At 71.3% G+C, this 21184-nt stretch carries 23 protein-coding genes; 16 read left to right on the top strand and 7 right to left on the bottom strand.

Annotated elements, in window-relative coordinates:
• Positions 1-97: 97 nt before the first annotated feature.
• Genes FCN18_RS06170 through FCN18_RS06160 form a run of 3 tightly spaced genes read right to left on the bottom strand, consistent with a single transcriptional unit; the run spans position 98 to position 3125 of the window.
• Complete coding sequence (locus tag FCN18_RS06170; protein ID WP_137093761.1) at positions 98-1618, bottom strand: tripartite tricarboxylate transporter permease; 1521 nt, start codon at positions 1616-1618, stop codon at positions 98-100.
• Positions 1619-1654: 36 nt separating this feature from the next.
• The gene (locus tag FCN18_RS06165; RefSeq protein WP_137093760.1) at positions 1655-2164 is read right to left on the bottom strand and encodes a tripartite tricarboxylate transporter TctB family protein; all 510 of its coding nucleotides are present in this window, start codon (positions 2162-2164) and stop codon (positions 1655-1657) included.
• A complete protein-coding gene (locus FCN18_RS06160; RefSeq protein WP_137093757.1) occupies positions 2157-3125 on the bottom strand; it encodes a Bug family tripartite tricarboxylate transporter substrate binding protein in 969 nt (322 codons plus the stop codon). Before FCN18_RS06160 ends, FCN18_RS06165 begins: the two co-directional genes overlap by 8 nt.
• A gap of 168 nt (positions 3126-3293) precedes the next feature.
• Between FCN18_RS06160 and FCN18_RS06155 the strand changes: the two genes are divergently transcribed.
• The 3 genes from FCN18_RS06155 (at position 3294) to FCN18_RS06145 (ending at position 6755) form a co-directional block, all read left to right on the top strand.
• Positions 3294-4856 carry an acyl-CoA synthetase gene (locus tag FCN18_RS06155; protein ID WP_137093755.1) on the top strand — a complete coding sequence of 521 codons (1563 nt, stop codon included), beginning with the start codon at positions 3294-3296 and terminating at the stop codon, positions 4854-4856.
• A gap of 12 nt (positions 4857-4868) precedes the next feature.
• A complete protein-coding gene (locus FCN18_RS06150) occupies positions 4869-6041 on the top strand; it encodes an acyl-CoA dehydrogenase family protein (protein ID WP_112270061.1) in 1173 nt (390 codons plus the stop codon).
• Positions 6042-6128: 87 nt separating this feature from the next.
• A complete protein-coding gene (locus tag FCN18_RS06145) occupies positions 6129-6755 on the top strand; it encodes a TetR/AcrR family transcriptional regulator (RefSeq protein ID WP_112270059.1) in 627 nt (208 codons plus the stop codon).
• On the opposite strand, the gene FCN18_RS06140 is transcribed toward FCN18_RS06145, so the two are convergent.
• Positions 6730-7209, bottom strand: coding sequence for a nitroreductase/quinone reductase family protein (locus FCN18_RS06140; RefSeq protein WP_137093753.1), 480 nt, complete (start codon positions 7207-7209; stop codon positions 6730-6732). The two genes, FCN18_RS06145 and FCN18_RS06140, sit on opposite strands and share 26 nt — an antisense overlap.
• Before the next feature lie 70 nt (positions 7210-7279).
• Between FCN18_RS06140 and FCN18_RS06135 the strand changes: the two genes are divergently transcribed.
• A complete protein-coding gene (locus FCN18_RS06135) occupies positions 7280-7963 on the top strand; it encodes a TetR/AcrR family transcriptional regulator (protein ID WP_137093751.1) in 684 nt (227 codons plus the stop codon).
• Positions 7964-8123: 160 nt separating this feature from the next.
• On the opposite strand, the gene lnt is transcribed toward FCN18_RS06135, so the two are convergent.
• Positions 8124-9608 (bottom strand): apolipoprotein N-acyltransferase, encoded by a 1485-nt coding sequence (lnt, locus tag FCN18_RS06130; RefSeq protein WP_137093749.1) that lies wholly within the window; start codon positions 9606-9608, stop codon positions 8124-8126.
• Positions 9609-9677: 69 nt separating this feature from the next.
• On the opposite strand from lnt, the gene FCN18_RS06125 reads away from it, so the two are divergent.
• Complete coding sequence (locus FCN18_RS06125; RefSeq protein ID WP_112270051.1) at positions 9678-10022, top strand: TfoX/Sxy family protein; 345 nt, start codon at positions 9678-9680, stop codon at positions 10020-10022.
• A 13-nt stretch (positions 10023-10035) separates the two neighbouring features.
• Here FCN18_RS06125 and FCN18_RS06120 read toward each other — a convergent pair whose 3' ends face one another.
• Positions 10036-10389 carry a VOC family protein gene (locus FCN18_RS06120; protein WP_228713688.1) on the bottom strand — a complete coding sequence of 118 codons (354 nt, stop codon included), beginning with the start codon at positions 10387-10389 and terminating at the stop codon, positions 10036-10038.
• 30 nt (positions 10390-10419) lie between these two features.
• Between FCN18_RS06120 and FCN18_RS40040 the strand changes: the two genes are divergently transcribed.
• Positions 10420-10659 (top strand): hypothetical protein, encoded by a 240-nt coding sequence (locus FCN18_RS40040; RefSeq protein WP_228713686.1) that lies wholly within the window; start codon positions 10420-10422, stop codon positions 10657-10659.
• Positions 10660-11120: 461 nt separating this feature from the next.
• Here the strand turns inward: FCN18_RS40040 and FCN18_RS06110 are convergent, their stop codons facing one another.
• Positions 11121-11333 (bottom strand): hypothetical protein, encoded by a 213-nt coding sequence (locus tag FCN18_RS06110; RefSeq protein WP_137093746.1) that lies wholly within the window; start codon positions 11331-11333, stop codon positions 11121-11123.
• Positions 11334-11449: 116 nt separating this feature from the next.
• Between FCN18_RS06110 and FCN18_RS06105 the strand changes: the two genes are divergently transcribed.
• From FCN18_RS06105 to FCN18_RS06060, 10 genes are all read left to right on the top strand, one after another.
• A complete protein-coding gene (locus tag FCN18_RS06105; RefSeq protein WP_137093744.1) occupies positions 11450-13828 on the top strand; it encodes a helix-turn-helix domain-containing protein in 2379 nt (792 codons plus the stop codon).
• Positions 13829-13954: 126 nt separating this feature from the next.
• Positions 13955-15229: a hypothetical protein gene (locus FCN18_RS06100; RefSeq protein ID WP_228713685.1), complete on the top strand. Its 1275-nt coding sequence runs from the start codon at positions 13955-13957 to the stop codon at positions 15227-15229.
• The gene (locus FCN18_RS06095; RefSeq protein ID WP_112270043.1) at positions 15226-15612 is read left to right on the top strand and encodes a hypothetical protein; all 387 of its coding nucleotides are present in this window, start codon (positions 15226-15228) and stop codon (positions 15610-15612) included. The genes FCN18_RS06100 and FCN18_RS06095 overlap by 4 nt, the downstream gene beginning before the upstream one ends.
• The gene (locus FCN18_RS06090) at positions 15609-16418 is read left to right on the top strand and encodes an ESX secretion-associated protein EspG (protein ID WP_137093742.1); all 810 of its coding nucleotides are present in this window, start codon (positions 15609-15611) and stop codon (positions 16416-16418) included. The genes FCN18_RS06095 and FCN18_RS06090 overlap by 4 nt, the downstream gene beginning before the upstream one ends.
• A 29-nt stretch (positions 16419-16447) precedes the next feature.
• Positions 16448-16795: a YbaB/EbfC family nucleoid-associated protein gene (locus FCN18_RS06085; RefSeq protein WP_137093740.1), complete on the top strand. Its 348-nt coding sequence runs from the start codon at positions 16448-16450 to the stop codon at positions 16793-16795.
• The gene (locus FCN18_RS06080) at positions 16792-17112 is read left to right on the top strand and encodes a type VII secretion target (protein ID WP_137093738.1); all 321 of its coding nucleotides are present in this window, start codon (positions 16792-16794) and stop codon (positions 17110-17112) included. Before FCN18_RS06085 ends, FCN18_RS06080 begins: the two co-directional genes overlap by 4 nt.
• A complete protein-coding gene (locus FCN18_RS06075; protein ID WP_228713683.1) occupies positions 17109-18077 on the top strand; it encodes a WXG100 family type VII secretion target in 969 nt (322 codons plus the stop codon). Before FCN18_RS06080 ends, FCN18_RS06075 begins: the two co-directional genes overlap by 4 nt.
• Positions 18078-18113: 36 nt before the next feature.
• Positions 18114-18779 carry a serine hydrolase domain-containing protein gene (locus FCN18_RS06070; RefSeq protein WP_112270037.1) on the top strand — a complete coding sequence of 222 codons (666 nt, stop codon included), beginning with the start codon at positions 18114-18116 and terminating at the stop codon, positions 18777-18779.
• On the top strand, positions 18776-19864 hold the full coding sequence (locus tag FCN18_RS06065; RefSeq protein WP_113644231.1) for an alpha/beta hydrolase: 1089 nt from the start codon (positions 18776-18778) through the stop codon (positions 19862-19864). Before FCN18_RS06070 ends, FCN18_RS06065 begins: the two co-directional genes overlap by 4 nt.
• A gap of 114 nt (positions 19865-19978) precedes the next feature.
• A complete protein-coding gene (locus tag FCN18_RS06060; RefSeq protein ID WP_228713681.1) occupies positions 19979-21163 on the top strand; it encodes a 4-hydroxybenzoate 3-monooxygenase in 1185 nt (394 codons plus the stop codon).
• The last annotated feature ends 21 nt before the right edge of the window (positions 21164-21184 follow it).

Raw genomic sequence — 21184 nt, 5'->3', positions numbered from 1 at the left:
GGGACGCCGAACCGGTCAGACCCGCCTCCCAGCGGAAGAGGCGCTTCGCCGGACGGACGGGTCATCGGTCCTCCGACGGCGATAACAACGCGGGCCGTCAGCCCATCACCGAGGCGCGGCCGGCGCGGGACCGGGCGCGCCGCCACACGGCGTGGGCCAGCAGTGCCGCGACGGCCACGACGATGGTGGTCAGCAGGATCACCGTCACCGGGCTGGACCAGAAGACCGACCAGTCGCCCCGCGAGACGAGCAGGGCCCTGCGGAGGTTGTCCTCCAGCATCGGGCCGAGCACCACCCCGAGCAGCAGGCTGGTCAGCGGGTATCCCGAGCGCCGCATGAGGTATCCGATCAGTCCGAACGCGACCATCAGCAGGACGTCGAAGAAGTTGCCGCGCAGGGAGTAGACGCCCACGAAGCACAGGCTCGCGATGAACACGGTGAGATACGGCGAGATCACCCGCAGCGCTGTGGCGAAGAACGGCACGAGCACCGTGTTGAGGACGAGCAGCAGCACGTTGGCCACCAGTACCGCGGCGATCACCGCCCACACGATGTCGGCGGACTTGGTGAACAGCTCTGGCCCCGGCTGGAGGCCGACCATCACCAGGCCGCCGAGGATCATCGCGCCGCTCGCCGAGCCGGGGATGCCGAGCGACAGGGTGGGGATCAGTGCCCCGCCCACCGAGGCGTTGTCGGCCGCCTCCGGCGCGGCGAGCCCGCGCGGATTGCCCTTGCCGAAGGTCTCGCGGTCCTTGCCGAGAGTCTTCTCGGCGGCATAGGCGATGAACGTCGCCATCGACGCGCCCGCGCCGGGGAAGATCCCGATGAGGAAGCCGATCAGGCCACCGCGTGCCATGCTCGGCGCGTACCGGGTGACGGTGGGGACCGGCGGGAAGAGCGAGCGCAGCGGCAGCTTGCCGCTGGAGTCGATCCGGCCGCCGTCACGGACGCGGACGATCACCTCGGACAGCCCGAAGATGCCGATCGCGACCACGACGAGGTCGGCACCGTCCCAGAGGTCGACGATGCCCCACGTGAACCGTTCGTCGCCGGTGATGCGGTCGAGGCCCACCGTCGAGATGATGACGCCGAGGCTCACGGCGGCGATCGCCTTCGAGCGTGTGGCGTTCGAGATGCCGGAGGTCAGCAGCAGCACGAGGCAGACGAGCAGAAAGTACTCCGCGGGTCCGAACAGGATCGCGGCCTTCGCGAGCACCGCGGCGAGCAGGGCCAGGCCGGCGAACCCGATCAGGCCGCCGACGAACGACGCCACGGCGCTCAGCGTCAGCGCGTAGCCGACGCGGCCCTGCCTGGCGAGCGGGTAGCCGTCGAACGTCGAGACGACGCTCGACGCGTCACCGGGGATGTTGAGCAGGATCGAGCTGATCCGTCCGCCGAACATTCCGCCCAGGTAGATGGCGACGAGCAGCACCAGCGCGCTCACCGGGGACAGTCCGAACGTCAGCGGCAGTAGCACCGCCATGGTCGTCACCGTGCCGATTCCCGGCAGTGCTCCGACGACGGTTCCGATCGTGACGCCGAGTGCGCACCAGGCGAGGGTCGCGGGGTCGGAGAGGATGGCGGTCAGCCCGCCGCTGAGCAGGGTCAAGGTTTCCACCGCGGCACATCCTTTTCGTGAGGGCGCGCGTGCGCGTCAGTAGGCGGGCAGGAGTTCGATGCGCACTTGCAGCAGCACAACGAAGACCACGTACAGGGCGGCGACGAGCACGACGGTGGTCAGCACCGCCCGGTTCCAGGTGCGTTGCTCGACGTAGCGCAGGCAGCCGAGGATCAGCACGACCATGGCCGCGGCGAGGCCTATCCACGGACCGAACGCAGCCGCGACCACGGCCAGCGCGACGAACCTTCGCGGCGGGGGCTCGAACCACCGGCGCAGCCGCCGGCCAGTGCCCAGCGCGTCCGACGGTTCGGCCGGTTCCGCGCGCTCTGTCCGGACCTGCCGGACGAGGTCGGCGACCAGCAGCACGAGCACGACCACGCCCAGCGCGAGCGGCAGGAACGCGGGGCCGAGGTCGGCGCTGTCGTCGGTGTGCCGCAGCGCGAGTTCGACGGCCTGCCACACGACCGTGCCGATCCAGAGGCAGGCGAGCACGGGGAAGGCGGAGACGCGTCCGCGACGGGTGCGCTCGGCCACGTCAGTCACGCTCCCTCAGGTAGCGGCCGAACGTGGCGCCCTCGGTGCGCAGCCACTCCGCGTACTCCTCCGGCCCCTTGTACTGGACGAGCAGGCCGTTCTTCTCCGCGTACTCCGCCCATTCCTCGCTGCGGCTGACCGCGCGCAACGCCTCCGCCCAGTAGGCGACCGCGTCGTCGGACGCCTTGGCTGACATGATCACGCCCTGCGCGCGGTAGTACGAAGTGGACACTCCCTGTTCCCGTAGTGTCGGCACATCCGGCAGGGACTGGAGCCGTTCGTCCGCCGTGATCCCGAGGGCGCGCAGCTCACGCTTGTTGAGGTAGCTGCGAGCGAGGGTCGGCACCACCAGCGCGACGTCGATCCGCTCGCTGACCACGTCGGGGATGACCTGCGCGACCCCTTCGCTCGGCACGAAGTTCAGCCCCGCAGGATCGATGCCGCGCGCCTCGGCGATCTCCTTCCACTTGGACGGTTCCTTGGACTGCAGGGTGCTCGACAGGCCGAAGGTGACCTCGCCGGCAGCCATGCCGTCGAGAAGGTCCTGAAATGTCCGCAGCCGGGAGTCGGCGCCGGTGACCACGACCATCGGGCTGGTGGCCAGCTGTGCCACGGGCCGCAGGTCGTCGAGCCCCACCGGCGCGCCCTCCCGGTAGAGCGGCGCGAGGACGTCCACCCACTGCATCAGCGTGTTGTCGTCGCCTTGCCGGGCCAGCGTCTGGATGCCGAGCAGACCGCCCGCCCCCGGGAGGTTCTCGACGTAGACGTCTCCGCGGGCGATCCCGGTGCCGGTGAGCGTGCGGGCGGTCTCCCGCGCGGCGGTGTCGGTGCCGCCGCCGGAGCTGAACGGGACGATGTAGCGGATCTGGCTGCCCGGCGCGTCCGGGCCCTCGCCCGCCGCGGTCCCGCATCCGGCGAGAGTCACGATCGCCAGCACGGCGAGCAGGCTCCTGCCCTTTCTCGATGCCATGCGCAGTCCTCTCTGACTGACGGCCACTGGTCTGCGACATCTTGTATATAAGTAAACGTGCTGTCAACCTTTGGACATCGCGCAGTCGAACTGGTAGACACTGTGTATATAAACGTTCACAGTGAACGTATTCAGTCTTGGTGATTAGTTCTGCTGGATGGGGACAACATGCTGACCAACCTCGGGCGGCTCGTCGCGCGCAGCGCGTCGTACTGGTCTGACCGCGACGCGCTCGTCTGCGGCGAACAGCGGTGGACCTACGCCGATCTCGACCGTCGCTCGAACCGGCTCGCATCGGCACTGGCGAGCCGGGGCATCGGCAGCGGCGCCGCGGTGGCGACGTTCGCGTCCAACCGCGCCGAGCTCGTGGAGGTGGAGGTCGCGCTGTACAAGGGCGGGCTGCTGCGCGTACCCGTCAACCACCGTCTCGGGCGTGAGGAGGCCCGCCACATCCTCGCCGACGCCGACGTGCGGATGCTGCTCACCGACGCCGCCCACGCTCACACCGGCCGGGAGGCGATCCGCGGGAGCGGCCGGGACATCCCCCTCGTCGTGTTCGACGGCGAGCAGCCGGGAGCCGAGACCTACGCGGACCTGCTCGCCGAGGGCGCCGACGAGCCCGTCGCGATCGACGTGGACCTCGAGGCGCCCTGCGTCCTGCACTTCACCTCCGGCTCCACCGGCAAGCTCAAGGCCGCGGTGCAGACCACCGGAAACCGGCTGGCCAACGTGCGCAAGCGGCTGATGGATCCCGACGTGGCCGCGTCCCCGGACGACTCGTACCTCGTCGCGGGCCCGATCACCCACGCCTCCGGCATGGGCGTGCTCGCCGCACTGAGCCGGGGCACCACCATCGTCGTGCTGCCGTCGTTCACCCCGCAGGACTTCCTCGACGCCATCGCCAAGGAGAAGATCACCTCGACGTTCCTGGTGCCGACGATGCTCAACATGGTGCTCGGCCATCCCGGTCGCGACACCGCGGATCTCTCCTCGCTCAAAGCCGTCCGGATCGGCGGTGCGCCGGTGTCCCCTCGGCGGCTGCGCGAGGCGGTCGAGCTGTTCGGGCCCATCGTGATGCAGGGCTACGGACAGGCGGAGACCACGAGCGGGGTCACGGTGCTCACCAGCGACGACATCGTGCGCGGCATCGAGAGCGATCCCGACCTCCTGCTCTCCTGCGGGCGCGCGCTGTTCGACACCGAGGTCCGGGTGGTGGACGAGCGGTTCGAGCCGGTTCCCGCGGGAGCCATGGGCGAGCTCGTGGTGCGCGGCCCGGACTGCGTCAGCGCGTACTGGAACGAACCCGAACTTTCCGCGCAGACGTTCCGGGACGGCTGGGTGCTCACCGGCGACATCGGCTACCTCCGCGAGGACGGTTACCTGTTCATCGTCGACCGCAAGAAGGACATGATCATCTCCGGCGGGTTCAACATCTACTGCAGCGAGGTCGAGGCCGCGATCTACGAGCACCCGTCCGTCGCCGAGGCGTGCGTGGTGGGCGTGCCCGACGAGAAGTGGGGCGAGGCGGTCAAGGCCGTCGTGGTCCCCAAACCCGGCGCGGAGATCGATCCGGCGGAGCTGATCGCGTTCTGCGCCGAACGACTCGACCGCTTCAAGAAGCCGCGGACCGTCGACGTCGTCGGCGCCCTGCCCGTCAACCGCAACGGCAAGATCGACCGCCGCGCGGTGCGTGCGCCGTACTGGGCCGGTGCCGACCGGGCCGTGAACTGACAGGAGACCACGATGATCTTCGACCTCATGCCCGGCTACGACGAGCTCCCGAACATCAAGCCCGTCGTGGACAAGCTGCGCGACTACCTCCAGGGCGAGCTCGCCGACTACGAACGCGCCCACGACCTCGGACCCGAGACGGCCTACGACCGCTCCGTGCTCCAGCCGGTGTGGAAACGCAGCCGGGAACTCGGCTTCTACGGGATCCACCTGCCTCCGGAACACGGCGGCCGAGGGCTCAGCCACACCGAGCTCGCCGCGTTGAAGGAGGAGGTCGGGGCGTCGGGGCGCACGCTCTACCACAGCGTGCTCGGCGACATGGGCGGCCCGCTTCGCGCCGGGGCGATCTTCGCCTATGCCACCCCCGAACAGCTCGGCCGGTACCTGGTGCCGGTCGTCGAAGGCGACCGCGCGTGCTGCTTCTCGCTCACCGAGACCGACGCCGGCTCGGACGTGCGCGCGATGCGCACCACCGCGACGCCGGACGGTGACGGCTGGCGGATCACCGGGCGGAAGGTGTTCAGCTCGGCGGGCCCGTTCGCGGACTTCTCGATCCTCGTCGCACGCATGGCCGGCACCGAGGAGACCTACTCGGCGTTCCTCGTCGACCTCGGCTCCCCCGGCTGCACCGTGCTGCCGGGCGAGGTTCCGCTCTCGGGCCAGCACATCGAGTCAGACATCGTGCTCGACGACTGCTACGTCGGCCCGGGACAGCTGCTCGGCGAGATCGGCGACGGCCTCAGGATCGGGCTGGGGCGGGTCACCACCAACCGGCTGCTGCACTGCCCGACCGTCCTCGGCCACGCCCGCCGCGTTCTCGAGCTCACCATCGCCCACGCGAAGAACCGCGCCGTCTTCGGCGGGACCCTGGCCGACCTCCAGTCCATTCAGCACAAGATCGCCGACATGGCCACCGCGTTCTACGCGGCCCGGTCGATGACCTACGCCGCGCTGACCGCGCTCGACGAGGGCAGGCGGCCCCGGACCGAGGCGTTCATGTGCAAGCTCTTCGTGGCCGAGAACGCGTTCACCATCGCCGACACGGCGATGCAGATCCACGGAAAGGCCGGGATGGTGAAGGGATCGGAGATCGAGTGGCTGTTCCGCCGCCTGCGGATGTTCCGCATCCTCACCGGCTCCTCGGAGATCCAGAAGAACGGTATCGCCAAGGCCCTGCTCCACTGAGCACCGCGAACGTGATGTCCAATAACCTGCATGGTGTAGCGAGTTGTAAACTTCGTCACCTGGAGACTCCGCCGACCTGGAGGGCAGATGGCCGAGGACCGCCGGACCAGGCGAACCAAGCGCCTGTTGAGAAACGCGATGGTGGAGCTGGTTCTCCAGAACGGTTTCGACAACGTCACCGTCGAGGACATCACCGAGCACGCCGACATCAGCAGGGCCACGTTCTACAAGTACTACAGCGACAAGCAGGCGCTGCTGAACCAGATCGTCAGCGACGTGCACGCGGAGCTGCAGGCCCGGCTGGTGCCGCTGGCCCCTGAGTCGTCCAGGGGCTTCACCGGCAAGCCCGCCCTCGAGCTGTTCCGGCACGCGCGGGAGGAACGCGACGCGTACCGCGTCATCCTGCGCGGCGAAGGACACGGCACCGCCCTGCGGACCTTCATCGACATCCGCACCGCCAGCGCGGCGCGGATCTTCGCCGAGCGCGCCGCCAACCTCGGTGTGACGATGCGGATCCAGCCAGAGCTGCTCGCCCGCGCATGGGTCGGCGAGCAGGTGGCGATCCTGCAGTGGTGGCTCGAGCAGGACGAGCCCACGATGACGGCCGAGGAGATCACGCAGATGCTCCTCACCCTGTCGCTGCGCGGCCGATACTGGGCCAACGGGTTCGACGGCCCGCCCGACGACGTCACGCTGGGCCCGGCCCCCGAGTAGCCCGCGGCCCGACCCGGAACACCGGCAGGTCCGGCGCGAGCCGCTCGAACTCGGCCAGCGGCGCGTCCTTGTCAACGGGCACGTGTGCCCTGGCGTTGGGCGCCCGCCGAAGGTATTCGCGGAGTATCGCGGCGCGGCGCTCCGGCGGCACCTCCCGCAGGCACACCTTCTCGCGGCGGCCGTGCCGGATGGTGACCTCACCGCCCGCGGCGCGCGCGTTGCGCACCCAGTTCGCCCGCTCCCCCAGCATCGACACGAGGTGGCGCTCGCCGTCGACGACCACCATCACCAGCGGCACGCTGACGGTCCGGCCGGACCGCCGCCCTGGTACCTCCAGGGTGACGAGGTAGTCAGGGGCGACGCCGCGGGCGTAGACCGCGGCCGTTCCCCGATCGAGGACGCGCGCCACCCCGTTCGGCCTGCCGCCACGGTAGAGCCACTGCTTCAGGTTCATTGGCCACCTCTTCCTGTACGTTGTACATGTACATCGTACAGTGCCCCTGTACGCTGTATATTGTCAAGCGATGACACAACCGGAACGCCGAAGCCCGGCCGACGACGAGCGCACGCCCCTCAGCCGCCGCGCCGTGGCCGGGGCCGCGGTCGCGCTCGCTGACGCCGAAGGGCTCGATGCGGTGACGATCCGCAGGCTCGCGAAGGACCTTGGCGTGACGCCCATGGCCCTCTACTGGCACTTCCGCAACAAGGACGAGCTCCTGGACGGCATCGTCGAACTGCTCTACGACGAGATCGACCTTCCCGGCGTGGAAGCGTCCGCCCCGTGGCCACGGCAGCTGAGCACGCTGCTGGAGTCGATCGTCACCGTGCTGCGCGCGCACCCAGCGACCGCGCCCCTGCTCGCCACCCGCAACGTCACCTCCGAGAGCAGCCTGCGCACCATCGAGACCGCGCTCGACATCCTGGGGCGCGGCGGTTTCTCCCCCGCGGAGGCGACCCAGATCGTCCGTCACGCGCTGAGCACGGTCACCAACCTCGTCAGCGGGGTGCCCGGAGCCACCGGCCGGCTCGCGGATCCCCGGCACGCCCGGACCTTCCTGGAGTCGCTGCCGGCCAAGACCTATCCCCGGCTGGTCGAGGCGGCGGGACCGCTGACCGAATGCGAGGACAAGGACGCCTACTTCGCGTTCGGACTGGAACTCCTACTGTCCGGAATCGAAGCCACCGCATCGAAACGCACCGTCCACTAGCGACACCGCGCCAGCGCGAGCAGGGTCCGCTCGTCGAGAGACACGAGCGGACGGTGCGGGGCCACGTCGTCAGACCGCACTTCACTCCTCGCCACGGATCCCCCGTCCCCGACCGTACCGGCAACCCCGGACCCCGGGGACGACTTCCACGCCGCCGTCGTCAGCGACGGAGCAACACGCGCGAGCCGAGAAACACGAGCGTCACCGCGGTGATCACGTACGCCGTGGCGGGAACCCAGTCGCCCCACCGGACATAGAGCGTGCTTCCCTCGTGGATCGGAACGTCGACCACGAAGATCCCCCGCTCGTCGGGCGGCATCCACGCCAGCCGCCTGCCCTGCGCGTCGAAGGCCGCCGACGTGCCGTCCAGCTCCACCAGCACGGCGGATCGTCCGGACTCCACGGCCCGGACCGCCTCGGCACTCGCCTGCACCGGGTGCGCCCAGGTTCCGTGGAACGACGTCAGCGAGCCCTGCACCACCGTCACGTCGGCGCCGTGTCGCACGACTTCCCGGCGCAGGTCCGGGAAGATCGACTCGTAGGAGATGAGCGGGCCCAGCCGCACCCCTCCGGCCCGCAGGATCGACGGCTCGACCCCAGGAGCCCGGTCCTCGTCGGCGATCCCGGTGTCCTGGAGCAGACCACCGAGGAGCGACCGCATCGGCACGTACTCGCCGAACGGCACCAGCCGCCGCTTCTCGTACGTGCCGACCAGTCCCCCGGCGCCGTACTGCTGGGTCGTCTTCCTGATCCGGCCGTCCGTACCCCGCGCGTCGACGTTCACCAGCACGTCGCTGCCCACGGACTCCGCCGTCTGCCGCAACCGGCTCACGGCGTCGGGCCGCTGTGCCGGATCGAACGGCATGCTGCTCTGCCCCCACACCACCAGGTCCTGCCCGTGGCCCCTCACGGTGCGGGTCAGGTCCACGTGCCTGGCGAACCGCTGCTCGGCATCGTGGACGACGCCGGCCTGCACCCCGGCCACCCGGATCGTGCCGGTCACCGCCGCGTCCGGCCTCAGCAGCCCGTGGCCGAGGACGAGTCCGGCGACCACGACGGCGAGGCTCGCGCCCGCGAGCCGCACCGCGCGGCTCGCCCCGGGAAGGGCAGCGGCGGCGAACCCGACGTTGGCGGCCACCAGCACGGCGCTGAGCAACCACACTCCCCCGAGCGCCGCCAGCGCGAGCACCGGCCGCACCTGCCACTGGGTCAGTCCCAGGAGCCCCCATGGACCCCCGAGGTGCTGCCAGGACCGCACCGCCTCGACGCTCACCCACACCGAGGGCAGCACGATGCCCGCCAGCGCCACCCGCGCCGGTGATGGCTCCCGCAACAGCCGGAACGTCAGCAGGCCGAACGGCACCCACAGCACACCGGCGACGATCGCCATCGCCAGCGCCAGCAGCCCCACCTGCGGTAGCACCCAGTGAAAGAACGTGAGGAAGAACCCCACCGACGCCAGCGAGCTTCGCCAGCCCGCCTCCCGGTACGACCCCGCGCGCGCGAACAACATCAGCAGCGGGGCGAGACCGGCCCAGCCGAGCCACCACAGAGCCGGCGCCGGGAAGGCAAACGCCAGCAGGCAGCCGAGCAGCAGCGCGAGCCCGCGCACCGCCCACCGGCGGACCCGCCCGGCAGCACCCATACCGGCACGCTACCGATCCGTCGGCGCGCGCCGTGGCGCCCCGGCACTCCCGCGCGGGATACTCCCGGGATGGCCTACGACCACGAACTCGCCGACCGCGTCCGCGAACTGGTCGCCCGGGAGCAGCACCTGACCGAGCGGAGGATGTTCGGCGGCCTGGCGTTCCTGGTGGACGGCAACATGGCGGTCGCGGCCAGCGGGCAGGGCGGGCTGATGGTGCGTGTGGACCCGGAGGACACCGGCGTGCTGACCGGTGAGGCCGGCGTACAGCCGATGGTGATGCGCGGACGCGAGCTGCGGGGCTGGCTCCACGTCGACGCTTCGGCCGTCCGCGCGCGGGACCAGCTCGAACGGTGGGTCGCCCTCGGGGTCGGCTACGCGCGTTCGCTCCCGGCCAAGACTCCCCGCCGCTGAACGACGTCCTCGCCTACGGCGCCTCGGCGAGCGAGAGCCGGTTGCCGTCCGGATCCACCACGACGACATGGCGCACACCGTTGCCGTAGGTCTCCACCGGCTCGTGCCCGGCACCGTGGGCCACAAGGCGAGCCAGTATCGCGTCGAGCCCCGCCACGCTCAGGGTGAGCAGCGCGTTGCCCGCCCGCTCGGGATGCTCGTCGACGACGACCCACGCGGTGTCGCTGACCCGCCAGAGTGCCTCGCCGCCCACGACCTCGTCCGCGGGCCGCCCGAAGAACGCCGCGAACCAGCCGAGTGCGGCGGCCCGGTCGCTCACCGGCACGACGCTGTAGAGGTGCGTCATCGTTCCTGCGCTCGTCGGCATGCCCAGTTTCCTTCCTGATCGGGTTCCTCTGTGCACAGACCCGCCGGGACCGCGAAACTCGTCGCCGCGCTGCAAGCTCCTTCCTGCGTCGTGCGGGCGAAGGTGCCCGAGCCGCCGGTGTTCGAGGGCCTCCGCGAGAGCGGTGACATCGTGAAGGCGCCGATCGTGCAGGTGCTGCGCGACGACTGGCGCACCGTGCTGCGCGGCATCGGGCTGCGGATCGCCGAGACGGCGGGCTACGCCGTCGCCGTCACCGACCCGATCTCCTAGCTGGAGTCCGCGGAACTCGCGACGAGCGGCCAGACGATCTTCGCACGCTGCGTCGGCTCGGCCGTCGGCATCGGCGCGACCATCGCGCGGGCCGGCCTCACCGACCGCATCGGCCGCCGCCCGGTCTGTCTTTCGGGTCACGTTGTTGGGCGCGCTGTGGGCGATCCCGATCATCCTGCTCGTCAACACCGCCTCGGTGATCGCCATCGTGATCACCGTGGTGGTGTCCTGTGCGATCCGCCGACCAGATCCCGGCGATGATCTGGGATGTCCCGCCTTGCGTCACCACGTTGCTCTTCCTCTGGCGCTGCCGTTCCTCGCCTACTCGCTGCTCGGTCCCGTCCTTTGCCCACCGGCGAGCCGTGCGAGCCGAAGGAGCGGTCGGCCGCGCTGCGCGCCACCGAGCAGGCGCCGGAACCCGAGCCCGCGCCGGTTCGCCGAGGGCCCACGGAGGTCCACGGTCAGCCGGGGAAAAGCAGGAACAGCCGCGCCACCCCGCCAAGACAGCCGCTGCGCTGCCGCTCGCCGGTCCGGATCTCGAAGTCGCCACCCGGCTCGGTACCCGGATGCCGCCGGAGATAGTGATCCGCGAGCCGTTCGGCGCCCTCGCCCTCATCGAGCCACGGTGTCTTGTGGCCGCACTCGCCACACCAGTAGCGGAACCTCGCTGACATCAGCGCAGTCTCGCCGCTTTCGCTGGTCAGGGACCAGGTCGAGCACCTGCCATTCATGGCCGGTCGCCTCTCACTAAGATCATCGCGACCCGCCGCCTGCATGAAGGAACACCGACGTGGCCGACCGTTTCGGCGTCCTCCTCCGCGATGCACGGCGGCGCGCCGGCCTGACGCAGGACGAGTTGGCCGCGAGGTCCGGCGTCGGGGTCCGGACCATTCGCCGGCTCGAGACCGGCAGCGGAACCGACCCGCGCATCGGCACCGTCACGTTGCTCGCCGACGCGCTGGACGTCACCCAGGACGAGCGCCGCGGTCTGCTGGCGGCCGCCGATGGCAAGCACCCGCAGCCGCCGGAACCGGAACCCGCGCCGGCCGCCACAGCGGAGCCGCCGGAGCAGGTTCCGCTCAACCCCGTCCCCAGCGCTCTGCCCGCCGTGCCACCTGAGGTGTCGGAGGCCGCCGACAACCTGGCCAGGGTCATCGCGGCCCGCCTGCGGCGCGAGGAAGAACTCCGCCGCGTGCACGACCCCTTCCCACTGCCCGTCCGGTGGCGGCAGGCGCCCGAAGGGCTGGCCGACCACTGGGACAACATCTGCCGCGTCCCGGCCGGCGTCACCGCCAGGCCGCTGGACCTCGCGGGCGAGGTGGGCGACGTCGCGGCCGCCTACCGGCGCGTGCCGTCACGACGGCTGGTGGTGCTGGGACGCGCTGGATCGGGCAAGACCGTGCTCACCCTGCGGTTCGTGCTCGACACGCTCGCCGCGCGCACACCGGGCGCCGCGGTGCCGGTGATCTTCAACATCGGCTCGTGGGATCCGACGAGGACGCCGTTGCGCACGTGGCTGGTCGAGATGCTGCAGCGCGACCACCCCGGCCTCGCGGCCGCCGCGCCGGGCGGCGCGACGCTCGCGGCCGTCCTGGTCGACACCGGGCGCATCCTGCCCGTCCTCGACGGGTTCGACGAGATCGCCGAGGGTCTCCACCGTCCCGCCCTGGAAACGCTCAACTCCGTGTCGATGCCGCTGCTGCTGACCAGCCGCTTCGACGAGTACGAACGAGCCGTGACGGTGGTGGACGTGCTGACCTCGGCCGCCGTGGTGGAGCTGACCGACCTCACGCCCGACGACCTCGCCGGCTACCTGCCCCGCACGGCCCGCCGCGTGACCACCGGCGACGGCAACGGCACCGCGTGGGACACCGTCATCAGTGCGCTGCGCGAGGACGGCGGGTCCGGCGCGTCGGCCAACCTGGCGGCAGCGCTGAAGACGCCGCTCATGGTCGGGCTCGCCCGCACCGTCTACAGCGACTCGCGCGACCGCGACCCCGCCGAGCTGCTCAACACCACGCGATTCCCCACGCGGGAGGCCATCGAGGACCACCTGCTCGACACGTTCGTGCCCACCGTCTACGGCGGACAGTCGGCCTCGCCCGACGGCCAAGGCCAGAGCTGGGACGTCGGCCGCGTGCGCCGCTGGCTCGGCTTCCTCGCCGACGACCTCGACCGCCGGGGCACGGGCGACCTCGAATGGTGGCGAATCGGTGGCCCCGTCAGCCGGTCCTCGCGTGTCCTGCTGGCGACGGGGACGATCATCCTGGCCACCGCGCTGGTCCACTGGCTGTTCTTCACCCCGGTGGCGGGGCTCGTCCTCGGCATACCCTTGTATTGGGACGTCGTGCTGGTGGACGGGCTGCTGACCGGGTTGGTCATCGGCCTGCCGTTCGCGTTGCTGTACGTGCTGATGGTGGTGCGCAAGGACAGAGTCCTCGAACCGGCGCGGGTCCGGGTGCGGCTGTTCGACCGGTCGAGCCTGCGACCAGGGCTCCGCCGCAAGATCATCACCCGGTTCGCGGCCGGCGCGCTGGGCGGCGCCGTCGCGGGCGTTGTCTACACCTTCGGCAATCTTCTCGTGAGGGCGCTGGCACCGTATCTGCAGATCGCCTCCGACGCCGACACCCTCGTGCAGGCGATCGTCGGCGACGCCCTCACGTTCACCGCCGTCTTCGGTCTGGCCTGCGGTGTGGTGCTGGCGCTCGCGGCCGCGCTGGAGGCACCGGCCAACCTCACCACGGCCACCAGCCCGGGCGATCTGCTCGCCGCCAACCGCACGACCGTGCTGCGCCTCGCCGCCACCCTCGCGCTGGCCCTCGCCCTCACCATCACGTTCGCCGGCTTCCCCGTCACCGGCGCCGTGAAGGCCCTGCTCGGTTCGCTGCCGTTCGACATCAACTGGTACGCGTCCGGTGGCCTGACGGTGGGACTGACGGGCGGGTTGAGCGCGGCCACCGGGTACATCATCGCCTTCACGGCGTGGGGCCACTGGCTGCTGTTCACCCGCCTCCGGCTCCCGCTCTCCGGCAAGCTGCCGTGGGCGATCGGCACGCTGCTCGACGACGCCTACCGGCGGGGCGTGCTGCGGCAGTCGGGCGCCGTCTACCAGTTCCGCCACGCCCGGCTCCAGGAGCACCTCGCGAAGTCCTACCGCACCGGCCGTTAGGGCGTTTCCCCAGGTCAATGCCACCGGCCAGAAATGGCCGCTCCGCGACCTTCCACGCTGTGCCCGCTTCCCGTGAATATCTCCCCACGCCGATGAGAGGTCGGCGACCGGAAAGGGGATTCTCGGGTGGCAAGCGAGACGTCATCGGCGGGGACACGGCCGGAGCCGGTGTCCCCGGCCGAGGAGCCGGCGACGGCGGGCGTCGCCGGCGTGTGGGATGTGTACTTCGGTCAGCCCGCACCGCCGCAGGGCGGCGTCAACTGGGACGCGTACAGCCACGAGGAGCTGTACCAGATGTTGTGGCAGGACGCCGACGTCGCCGACGTCAGCACCGTCGCCGCGGAGTGGGCCGAGCACCGGGCCGCACTCGTCAACCACGCCGAGGTGTTGCGCGAGCAGCGGACCGCGCTGCTGGAGAGCTGGCGGGGAACGGGCGCCGAGGAGGCCGCCCGCAGGCTCGACGTGCTCGCCGACCGGGTGGAGAAGCTCGCCGAGCTCGCTCACGCGGGAGAGCAGGCCGCGGAGCAGGCGGCCGACGCACTGGCGAGGGCGCGGGCCATGATGCCACCGCCGCCCGGCGACCCGGCCGCTCCGATGACCGACGCGGCCGCGAACTGGGCCGGTGTCACCACGGCGCCGACTACGAGCACCCCGGCCACGGCCGCACCGACGCCGTCCGACTGGGCCGCGTTCGGACGGCGGATGGCGTCGCAGTTCCAGCCCGCGCAGCCACAGCCGAGCACCACGACCTCGGACACCGGCAGCGCCTTCGGGGCGGTGGGCGGCGCCGGGTTCAGCTTCTACACGGGCGCCGGCACCACGGACATGCAGAAGCAGCAGGCAGTGCGCGCGATGCAGGGTTACGAGACCAGCCTGACGAGCTCGAGCGAGCTGATCGGTCAGGCGCGGGGCACGATCCCGGCGGCCGCGAGCACGCCGACCAGCGCCACCACGCCGTCGTCCGCCACGACCGCAAGCGCGACGCCGTCGTGGCAGAGCCTCGTCGGCTCCGGCGGCGGCACGGCCAAGGGACTCGCGGGCGGGGCCACCACGGGCACGCTCCCCGGCGGGGGCCTGGCGGCGGGAATCGGCCAGGCCGCAGGGATGGGCCAGGTCGCGGGGATGGGCCAGGCGGCCAACGCGCTCGCCCAGGGCATGCGGGTCGGCTCGATGGCGATGCACGGCGGACCCGCCTCGGCCGCGCAGCTCGCCGCCGAGGCGGCCGCCTCCCGCTCGGGTGCGATGGGCGGCATGGTGCCGCCCGGCGCAGCCGGCGCGCGCCCCGGCTCCGACGACGACGAGCACGAGAACCGGCTGCCGACGATCGACCACGAGCTGTTCCCGCTGCAGGAGCCCGGCAGTGAAGCGGTCATCGGTCTTCAAGGGGAGGTCGACCAATGAGTGACGGCAAGGGGATCGAGCTCGAGCTGGACCTGCTCGACCAGCGGATCACGACGCTGGCCGAGCTGGGCGACCTGACCGGGGACCTGGTGGCGACCGCGAGCAGGCTGGCCGAGCGGCTGCCGATGCTCGGCACCGCGCCACCCGCCGTGCACCTCGCGACGCGGCTGCGGGAGGCGGCGGGAAGCTCCGGTCTCGCCGGGGAGGTCAAGGCCACGGAGCGCGAGGTCCGGGAGTACCAGCAGATGCTGTCCGAGGCCAAGCGGAAGTACCAGGAGCACGAGGACTCCTCCGGCGAGGATCTGCGTGCGGCGGAGGAGTCCGCCGATCCGGGCGGGCACACGGCGACCGGTCGTTCCGAGGCGGCGGGGCGGTCGTCGTGACGGCCACGATCGCACCGGCCACCGGCGACGGCGTCGAGCTGGCACTGACGGAGCTGGATCTTCTCGGCACGTTCGCCGGCGTGCGGTTTCCGTTCCCGCTGCGGGTGCCGTCGTTCGGGCGGATCGAGGGCGAGCGCACGGCGCTGCTCGCCGCGGCGGGCCGCACGCTCGCCGAGCGGCGGCTGGCCACCGGACGCGGCCCGGCCGGCCTCGCGGCGGACCTGGTCGCCGCCCTGCGGGGTCACCGGAACGCGGTCGACCTGGTGGTGGTCGACGGCGTCACGGTGACGGGCGTCGTCGCCATGATCGCCGGGGCCCACGCCGTGGTGTGCCGCCAGTCGATCGGCCGCACCCCTGGCCCGGTCACCGTCACGCGCGTCCCGGCCGCCGCCCTGACCGACGCGTTCACGAAGTACATCCCGAAGGCCACGGCCGCGTCTGCGATGCCGATCATGTTGCCTCCCGGCGTCATCGGGGACGCCTTGCGGCTGCTGGAGAACACGGCCGGCATCGCCGCTCCCCGCAAGCGGGTGCGCACCCTGGTCCGGGAACGCGGGGGTGACGAGGCCGCCGTCGACGCGCTCGTCAACCTCGTGCCCTCGGTGGTGGGCCGCGGACAGCTGGGAGTGGTGCGCCGTCCTGGCACCGGCGCCGTCGAACGCCCGCTCGAACTGTCGTGGCTGGACAGTCCGAGAGGGAGGGTCAGGGTGGACAGCGACACTCGCGGCTGGGTGAGCATCAATCCGTTGCGGCACAACGAGCTGATCAGGACGCTGGCCGAAGCGGCGACCGCGGCCCGCGGCTAGCACATCCACACGAAGGAAAGGACACCCTCATGGAACCAGCGCAGTGGCTGGCCGAGTACCGCGACCGCCTTGAGCGCGCGGCGTACGGAGCACGGCAGGCGAGCGAGAGCCTGCAGGAGACCGGGGCGACCGCGACGTCGGCCCGAGGAGAGGTCACGGTGTCGGTCAACGCCACCGGCGCCCTCCAGGACGTCAAGCTGACGCCTATGGCGCGCAGGCTCGAAGCCGAGGCCCTCGCGGCGCTCATCGTCAGCACCGCCCGCGAGGCCCAGCGCATCGCCGCCGCGCGGATGGCCGAGGTGATGGCCGGCTATCTCGGCGACAACGCGGCGCTCACCCAGATCACGCAGCACCTCCCCGCGGAGGTCGTGCGATGAGCCCACATCCGTCCTACACCGTCGACCCCGAGCAGCTGCGCGCGCACGCGGGCAGGTTGGCCGCGCACGCCGACCGGCTGTCGTCGATCGGCTCCGCGCTGCCCGGCGAGATGGGAGCCCGGTCGTTGGGCGCTTTCGCCCAGTTCATCACCGCCGGAATCGGTGCGGCGATGACCGAGACGATTGGCGCATTCGCACACGCGGCGTCCACCTTGGACAAAGTGGGTGACGGGATGCGGCGGGCCGCGGACCAGTACGAGGACTCCGACTCCGAGCACGCGGGCGGCCTCACCGGCATCGGGGAGGGCACCCGGTGAACGCGACGACGACGTACCCCCAGCACCCTTCCCTGGAGGACACCGAGGGCTCGCCCGAGGAACGCTCGGCGGTGGAGATCAGCACAGCACTCGCCGAGCTGCGGCTCGCCGGCGACTCCGTGCACAGCAAGGAATGGCTCTCGGTCGAGATCGCGGGCGAGCCCGCGGTCTCGCTCGGCATGCTCGGTTCGACCGCGAGCCCGCTGTCGGCGCTCGCGAGCGCCGGGTGCGACTTCCTCACCCCCATGATCTCGTTCCTGGAGGAGCCGCTCGGGCAGCTGCGGGGTGAGCCGGACTCGGTGTCGGGACCCGCCGGTGAGCACGAGAGCGCGGCGCAGGGCGCGGGCTCCGTGGCCCGGGAATATGGCTCCACAGTAGACAAAGAGACCAGCGAGTGGTCCGGTGACGCCAAGACGAACTACACGGAGACCGCGACCAAACTGGTCGACGGGATCACGTCGATCGCCGAAACCGCAGCCACCAACTCGAAGGCGATGATCGCCGCGGGCGAGGTGGTGGCACAGGTCGTCGACATCGTCACCCGGCTCATCACCGAGGCCGTCGGCAAGATCGTGCCCATCATGACCCAGGCGATCGCCGCGGCGCCCGCGACATTCGGAGCGAGCATCGCGCAGGCGATCCCCCAGTGCGTGGCCATCGCCGTCGACTACGGCGGCCAGATCGCGGCCAAGCTGGCCGCGCTGCTGGCCAGCGGCGAGAACCTGGTGAAGCTCATCGAGGGCGCGGTCGGCGTGCTCAACGTCGTCAAGGAAGGGCTCACCGTCATCGGCGACCTCGCGGGCGGAGGCGACTCGTCCGGCTCGTCCACCACTGCCTCCGAGGAATCCGGCGCCCATTCCCCCGATTCTTCCGAGTCCGGCTCGGACAGTGCGCCGGAGCAGCAAGGGGAACCAAAGCCCGAGAACCCGCTCGACGGCGAATGGACACCGGCCGCGCGAGCGTGACCTGCGCAACCCACCGTACTCACCGAACTGGGAGACATGACCAGAACGACCACCCGGTGGCTGGCCGGGGCTGTGAGCGGTGTCCCGCTCGCCGGCACCGTCCCGATCGCACCCGCGGCGGCACAGGAGAACGAGGACGCCGGCACCCAGGCCGTCCTCGACCGGCACCAGGGGAAAGCGGGCCCAGGAGCCGCCGTCCACGCGGGCCGGGGAGCCGGCTGGTGGACGCTCGCCGGCGGGTCGGCCGACGTAGGCGGGGACCGGGCGGTCACGGCGACCGGCCCGTTCCGCGCGGGCAGCCAGACCAAGACGTTCACGCTGCTCAACCACACCGCCGGGCTGCCCGACAACGCCAGCGGCGCGACGGCGCGACCGGCCGGCACCTGCGAGCCGGCCGCGCTGGTCCGCGCGGCGATGGACGACAGTCGTGTCACCGGAGGCGCTCGCCGAGATGCGCACGACGGTGCGTTCCCACCGGAACACCCGGACGGCTACGGGCTCGGCAAGCGCAGCCAGTACCGGTCGTGCGGCGTCGTGGCGTGGAGGCACGACGGCACCTCGCCGACCGGGCACTCGTCGCTCACGATGGCCACGGACGACGGCCGGTTCGCGTCGAGCATGACCAGCTCCAACATGAACCCCCAGGCCCCGTCGTCCCCCGGCGTGGCCGACGCCGCGCTGTGCGAGGGAGAGTGCCGATGAGGCGACGCAGAACCCTGGCGGCACTGGGTGTCGCGTTCGCGCTGATGAGCGTGCTCGGCCTCACCGGGGCCGCCCCGGCCGCGCGGGCGGCCGCCGCGCCACCGGTCTTCGCCGACGGCCACGGGCTCACGGTCGTCAGGCAGCCGTGGTGGGTGGACGACGAGCGGCGCACGTTCAAGTTCGTCGTGCGCACGGCCGAGGTGCCGCGCTACTCGACCCTGCAGGGGCAGACCTCCGGCGAGCACGTGATCATGGTGACGCTCCCGGAGGGCTACGACTCCTCCGGCGACACCCGCTACCCGGTGCAGTACCACCTGCACGGCCACCCCGACTACCCGGACAGCCTGCTGAACAAGCAGATGTTCGAGGAGTCCACGGCCGGTGGTGTCCCGCTGATCACCGTGGCCCCCAACGGTTCCGGGCGCGGCTGGTACACCAACTGGGTCAACCCGCCCGCCTCGCTCGGCGCGCAGAACTGGCAGAACTTCCACCTCGACCAGGTGATCCCGTTCGTCGACGCCAACCTGCGCACCATTGCCGGCCGGGACGGCCGGGCCATCTCCGGGCATTCGATGGGCGGCTTCGGCGCGTTCCACTACGCGCAGAAGCGACCGGAGCTCTTCGGCTACGTCGGCAGCTTCTCGGGCGGTCTCGACCTGCTGAACCAGGCCCAGCGCGTGGCGGTGGTCGGCACCACGCAGCTGTCAGCCGGTGGCACGCCCACCGTGCCGCCGGACGCCATCTTCGGCGTGCCGGTGTGGCCCCTGGACACGGTGTGGAACGAGACAAGCCCCGCCCAGCACGTGCAGTCCCTGCGCGGCATGGGCGTGGCGATGTACACCGGCAACGGCGGAAACCTCGCCGACAACCTCCCGCAGGCGCTCACCGAGAGCATCGCGCGCGACACCAACCTGGTCACGCGCGACAACCTTGTCGCGGCCGGGACCCCGCACACGTTCATCGACTACGGCGACGGCGCCGGCTGGGGTGAGGGCTGCAACGGCAAGCACGCGCAGGCCCCCTGCCTGAAAGCCGACATGAACCACTTCGTCGGGCTGCTCATGGAGAGACTCACCCACCCATAGCCCGCCTGCCGCGCCGACCGCTGCTGGGGGTCGGCCGGCGCGGCAGGCGGTAGCTCGTTGATTTCCCATCCCCGAGTCAGCAAGATGGGTAACGCCGTACTTGGGGAGGTCACCGTGGCCGATAGCACCCGTGTCGTCGTGATCGGCGCCGGACCGGCAGGGCTGGCACTCGCGAACATCCTGCACGACAACGGCATCGACTGCGTGCTGCTGGAGGCGCGAACGCGGGCCTTCATCGAGCAGCGCCCCCGCGCCGGGTTCATCGAGGAGTGGGCGGTGCGCGGCCTCGACGCGCACGGCCTGGCCGACGGGCTTCTGCGGTCCGCCCCCACCCACTCCGAGTTCGAGTTCCGGTTCGAAGGCGCCCGGCACCCGTTCGACTACACCCGCTGGGCCGGGCAACGGCACTTCGTCTACCCACAGCAGGTGCTGGTCACCGATCTCGTCTCGCGCTACGTCGAGCGCGGCGGGCGCGTCCTGTTCGAGGTCATCGACGCCGTGCCGCGAGACATCGAGTCGGGCGCCCCGGCCGTCACCTTCTCCGACCCCGAGACCGGCACGCCCACCAGGCTGGACTGCGACTTCGTCGCCGGCTGCGACGGCGCGCAGGGCGTTACGCGCAGGCTCGTCCGCGGGCGGACGCTGAGTCACGACTACGGCGTCGGCTGGCTCGCACTGCTCGCCGAGGCACCGCCGAGCTCCGACGGCGTCATGTTCGGCATCCATCCGCGTGGCTTCGCCGCGCACATGGCCCGCACCCCGCAGGTCACCCGCTTCTACCTGCAGTGCCCTCCCGGCGACGCCGAGGAGAACTGGCCCGACGAGCGCGTCTGGGAGGAGCTGCACGCGCGGCTCGGCGTGCCGGACGGGCCGATCACCAGTGGACCGCTGATCGAGAAACGCGTGCTGAGCATGCACAACTACGTCACCGAACCGATGTCCCGTGGCAGGCTGTACCTCGCGGGCGAGTCCGCCCACGTCGTCGCGCCGATCGCGGCGAAGGGCCTCAACCTCGCCCTGCACGACGCGTTCCACCTCTCCTCGGCGATCCTCACGCACTACCTCGGCGGCGACGACGAGCCGCTGGCGCGCTACTCGCAGACGTGCCTGGCGCGGGTGTGGCAGTACCAGGAGTTCTCGCAGTGGTTGTCGGACATCTTCCACAGCTCGACGCTCGACCCGCCGCCGGACCCGTTCCGCGCGCGGCTGGCGCAGGCCCGGCTGCGCCGTCTGCTCGCCTCCCCCGCCGCGGCCGCGTCGTTCTCGGAGATCTACATCGGCAAGGCGGCCGACTTCTAGGGGCGCCGACCGCAGTGAAGG

The organism is Prauserella endophytica (assembly GCF_005146945.1).
Classification (GTDB): Bacteria; Actinomycetota; Actinomycetes; order Mycobacteriales; family Pseudonocardiaceae; genus Prauserella_A; species Prauserella_A endophytica.
This window is presented reverse-complemented; position numbering and strand designations above follow the sequence as displayed.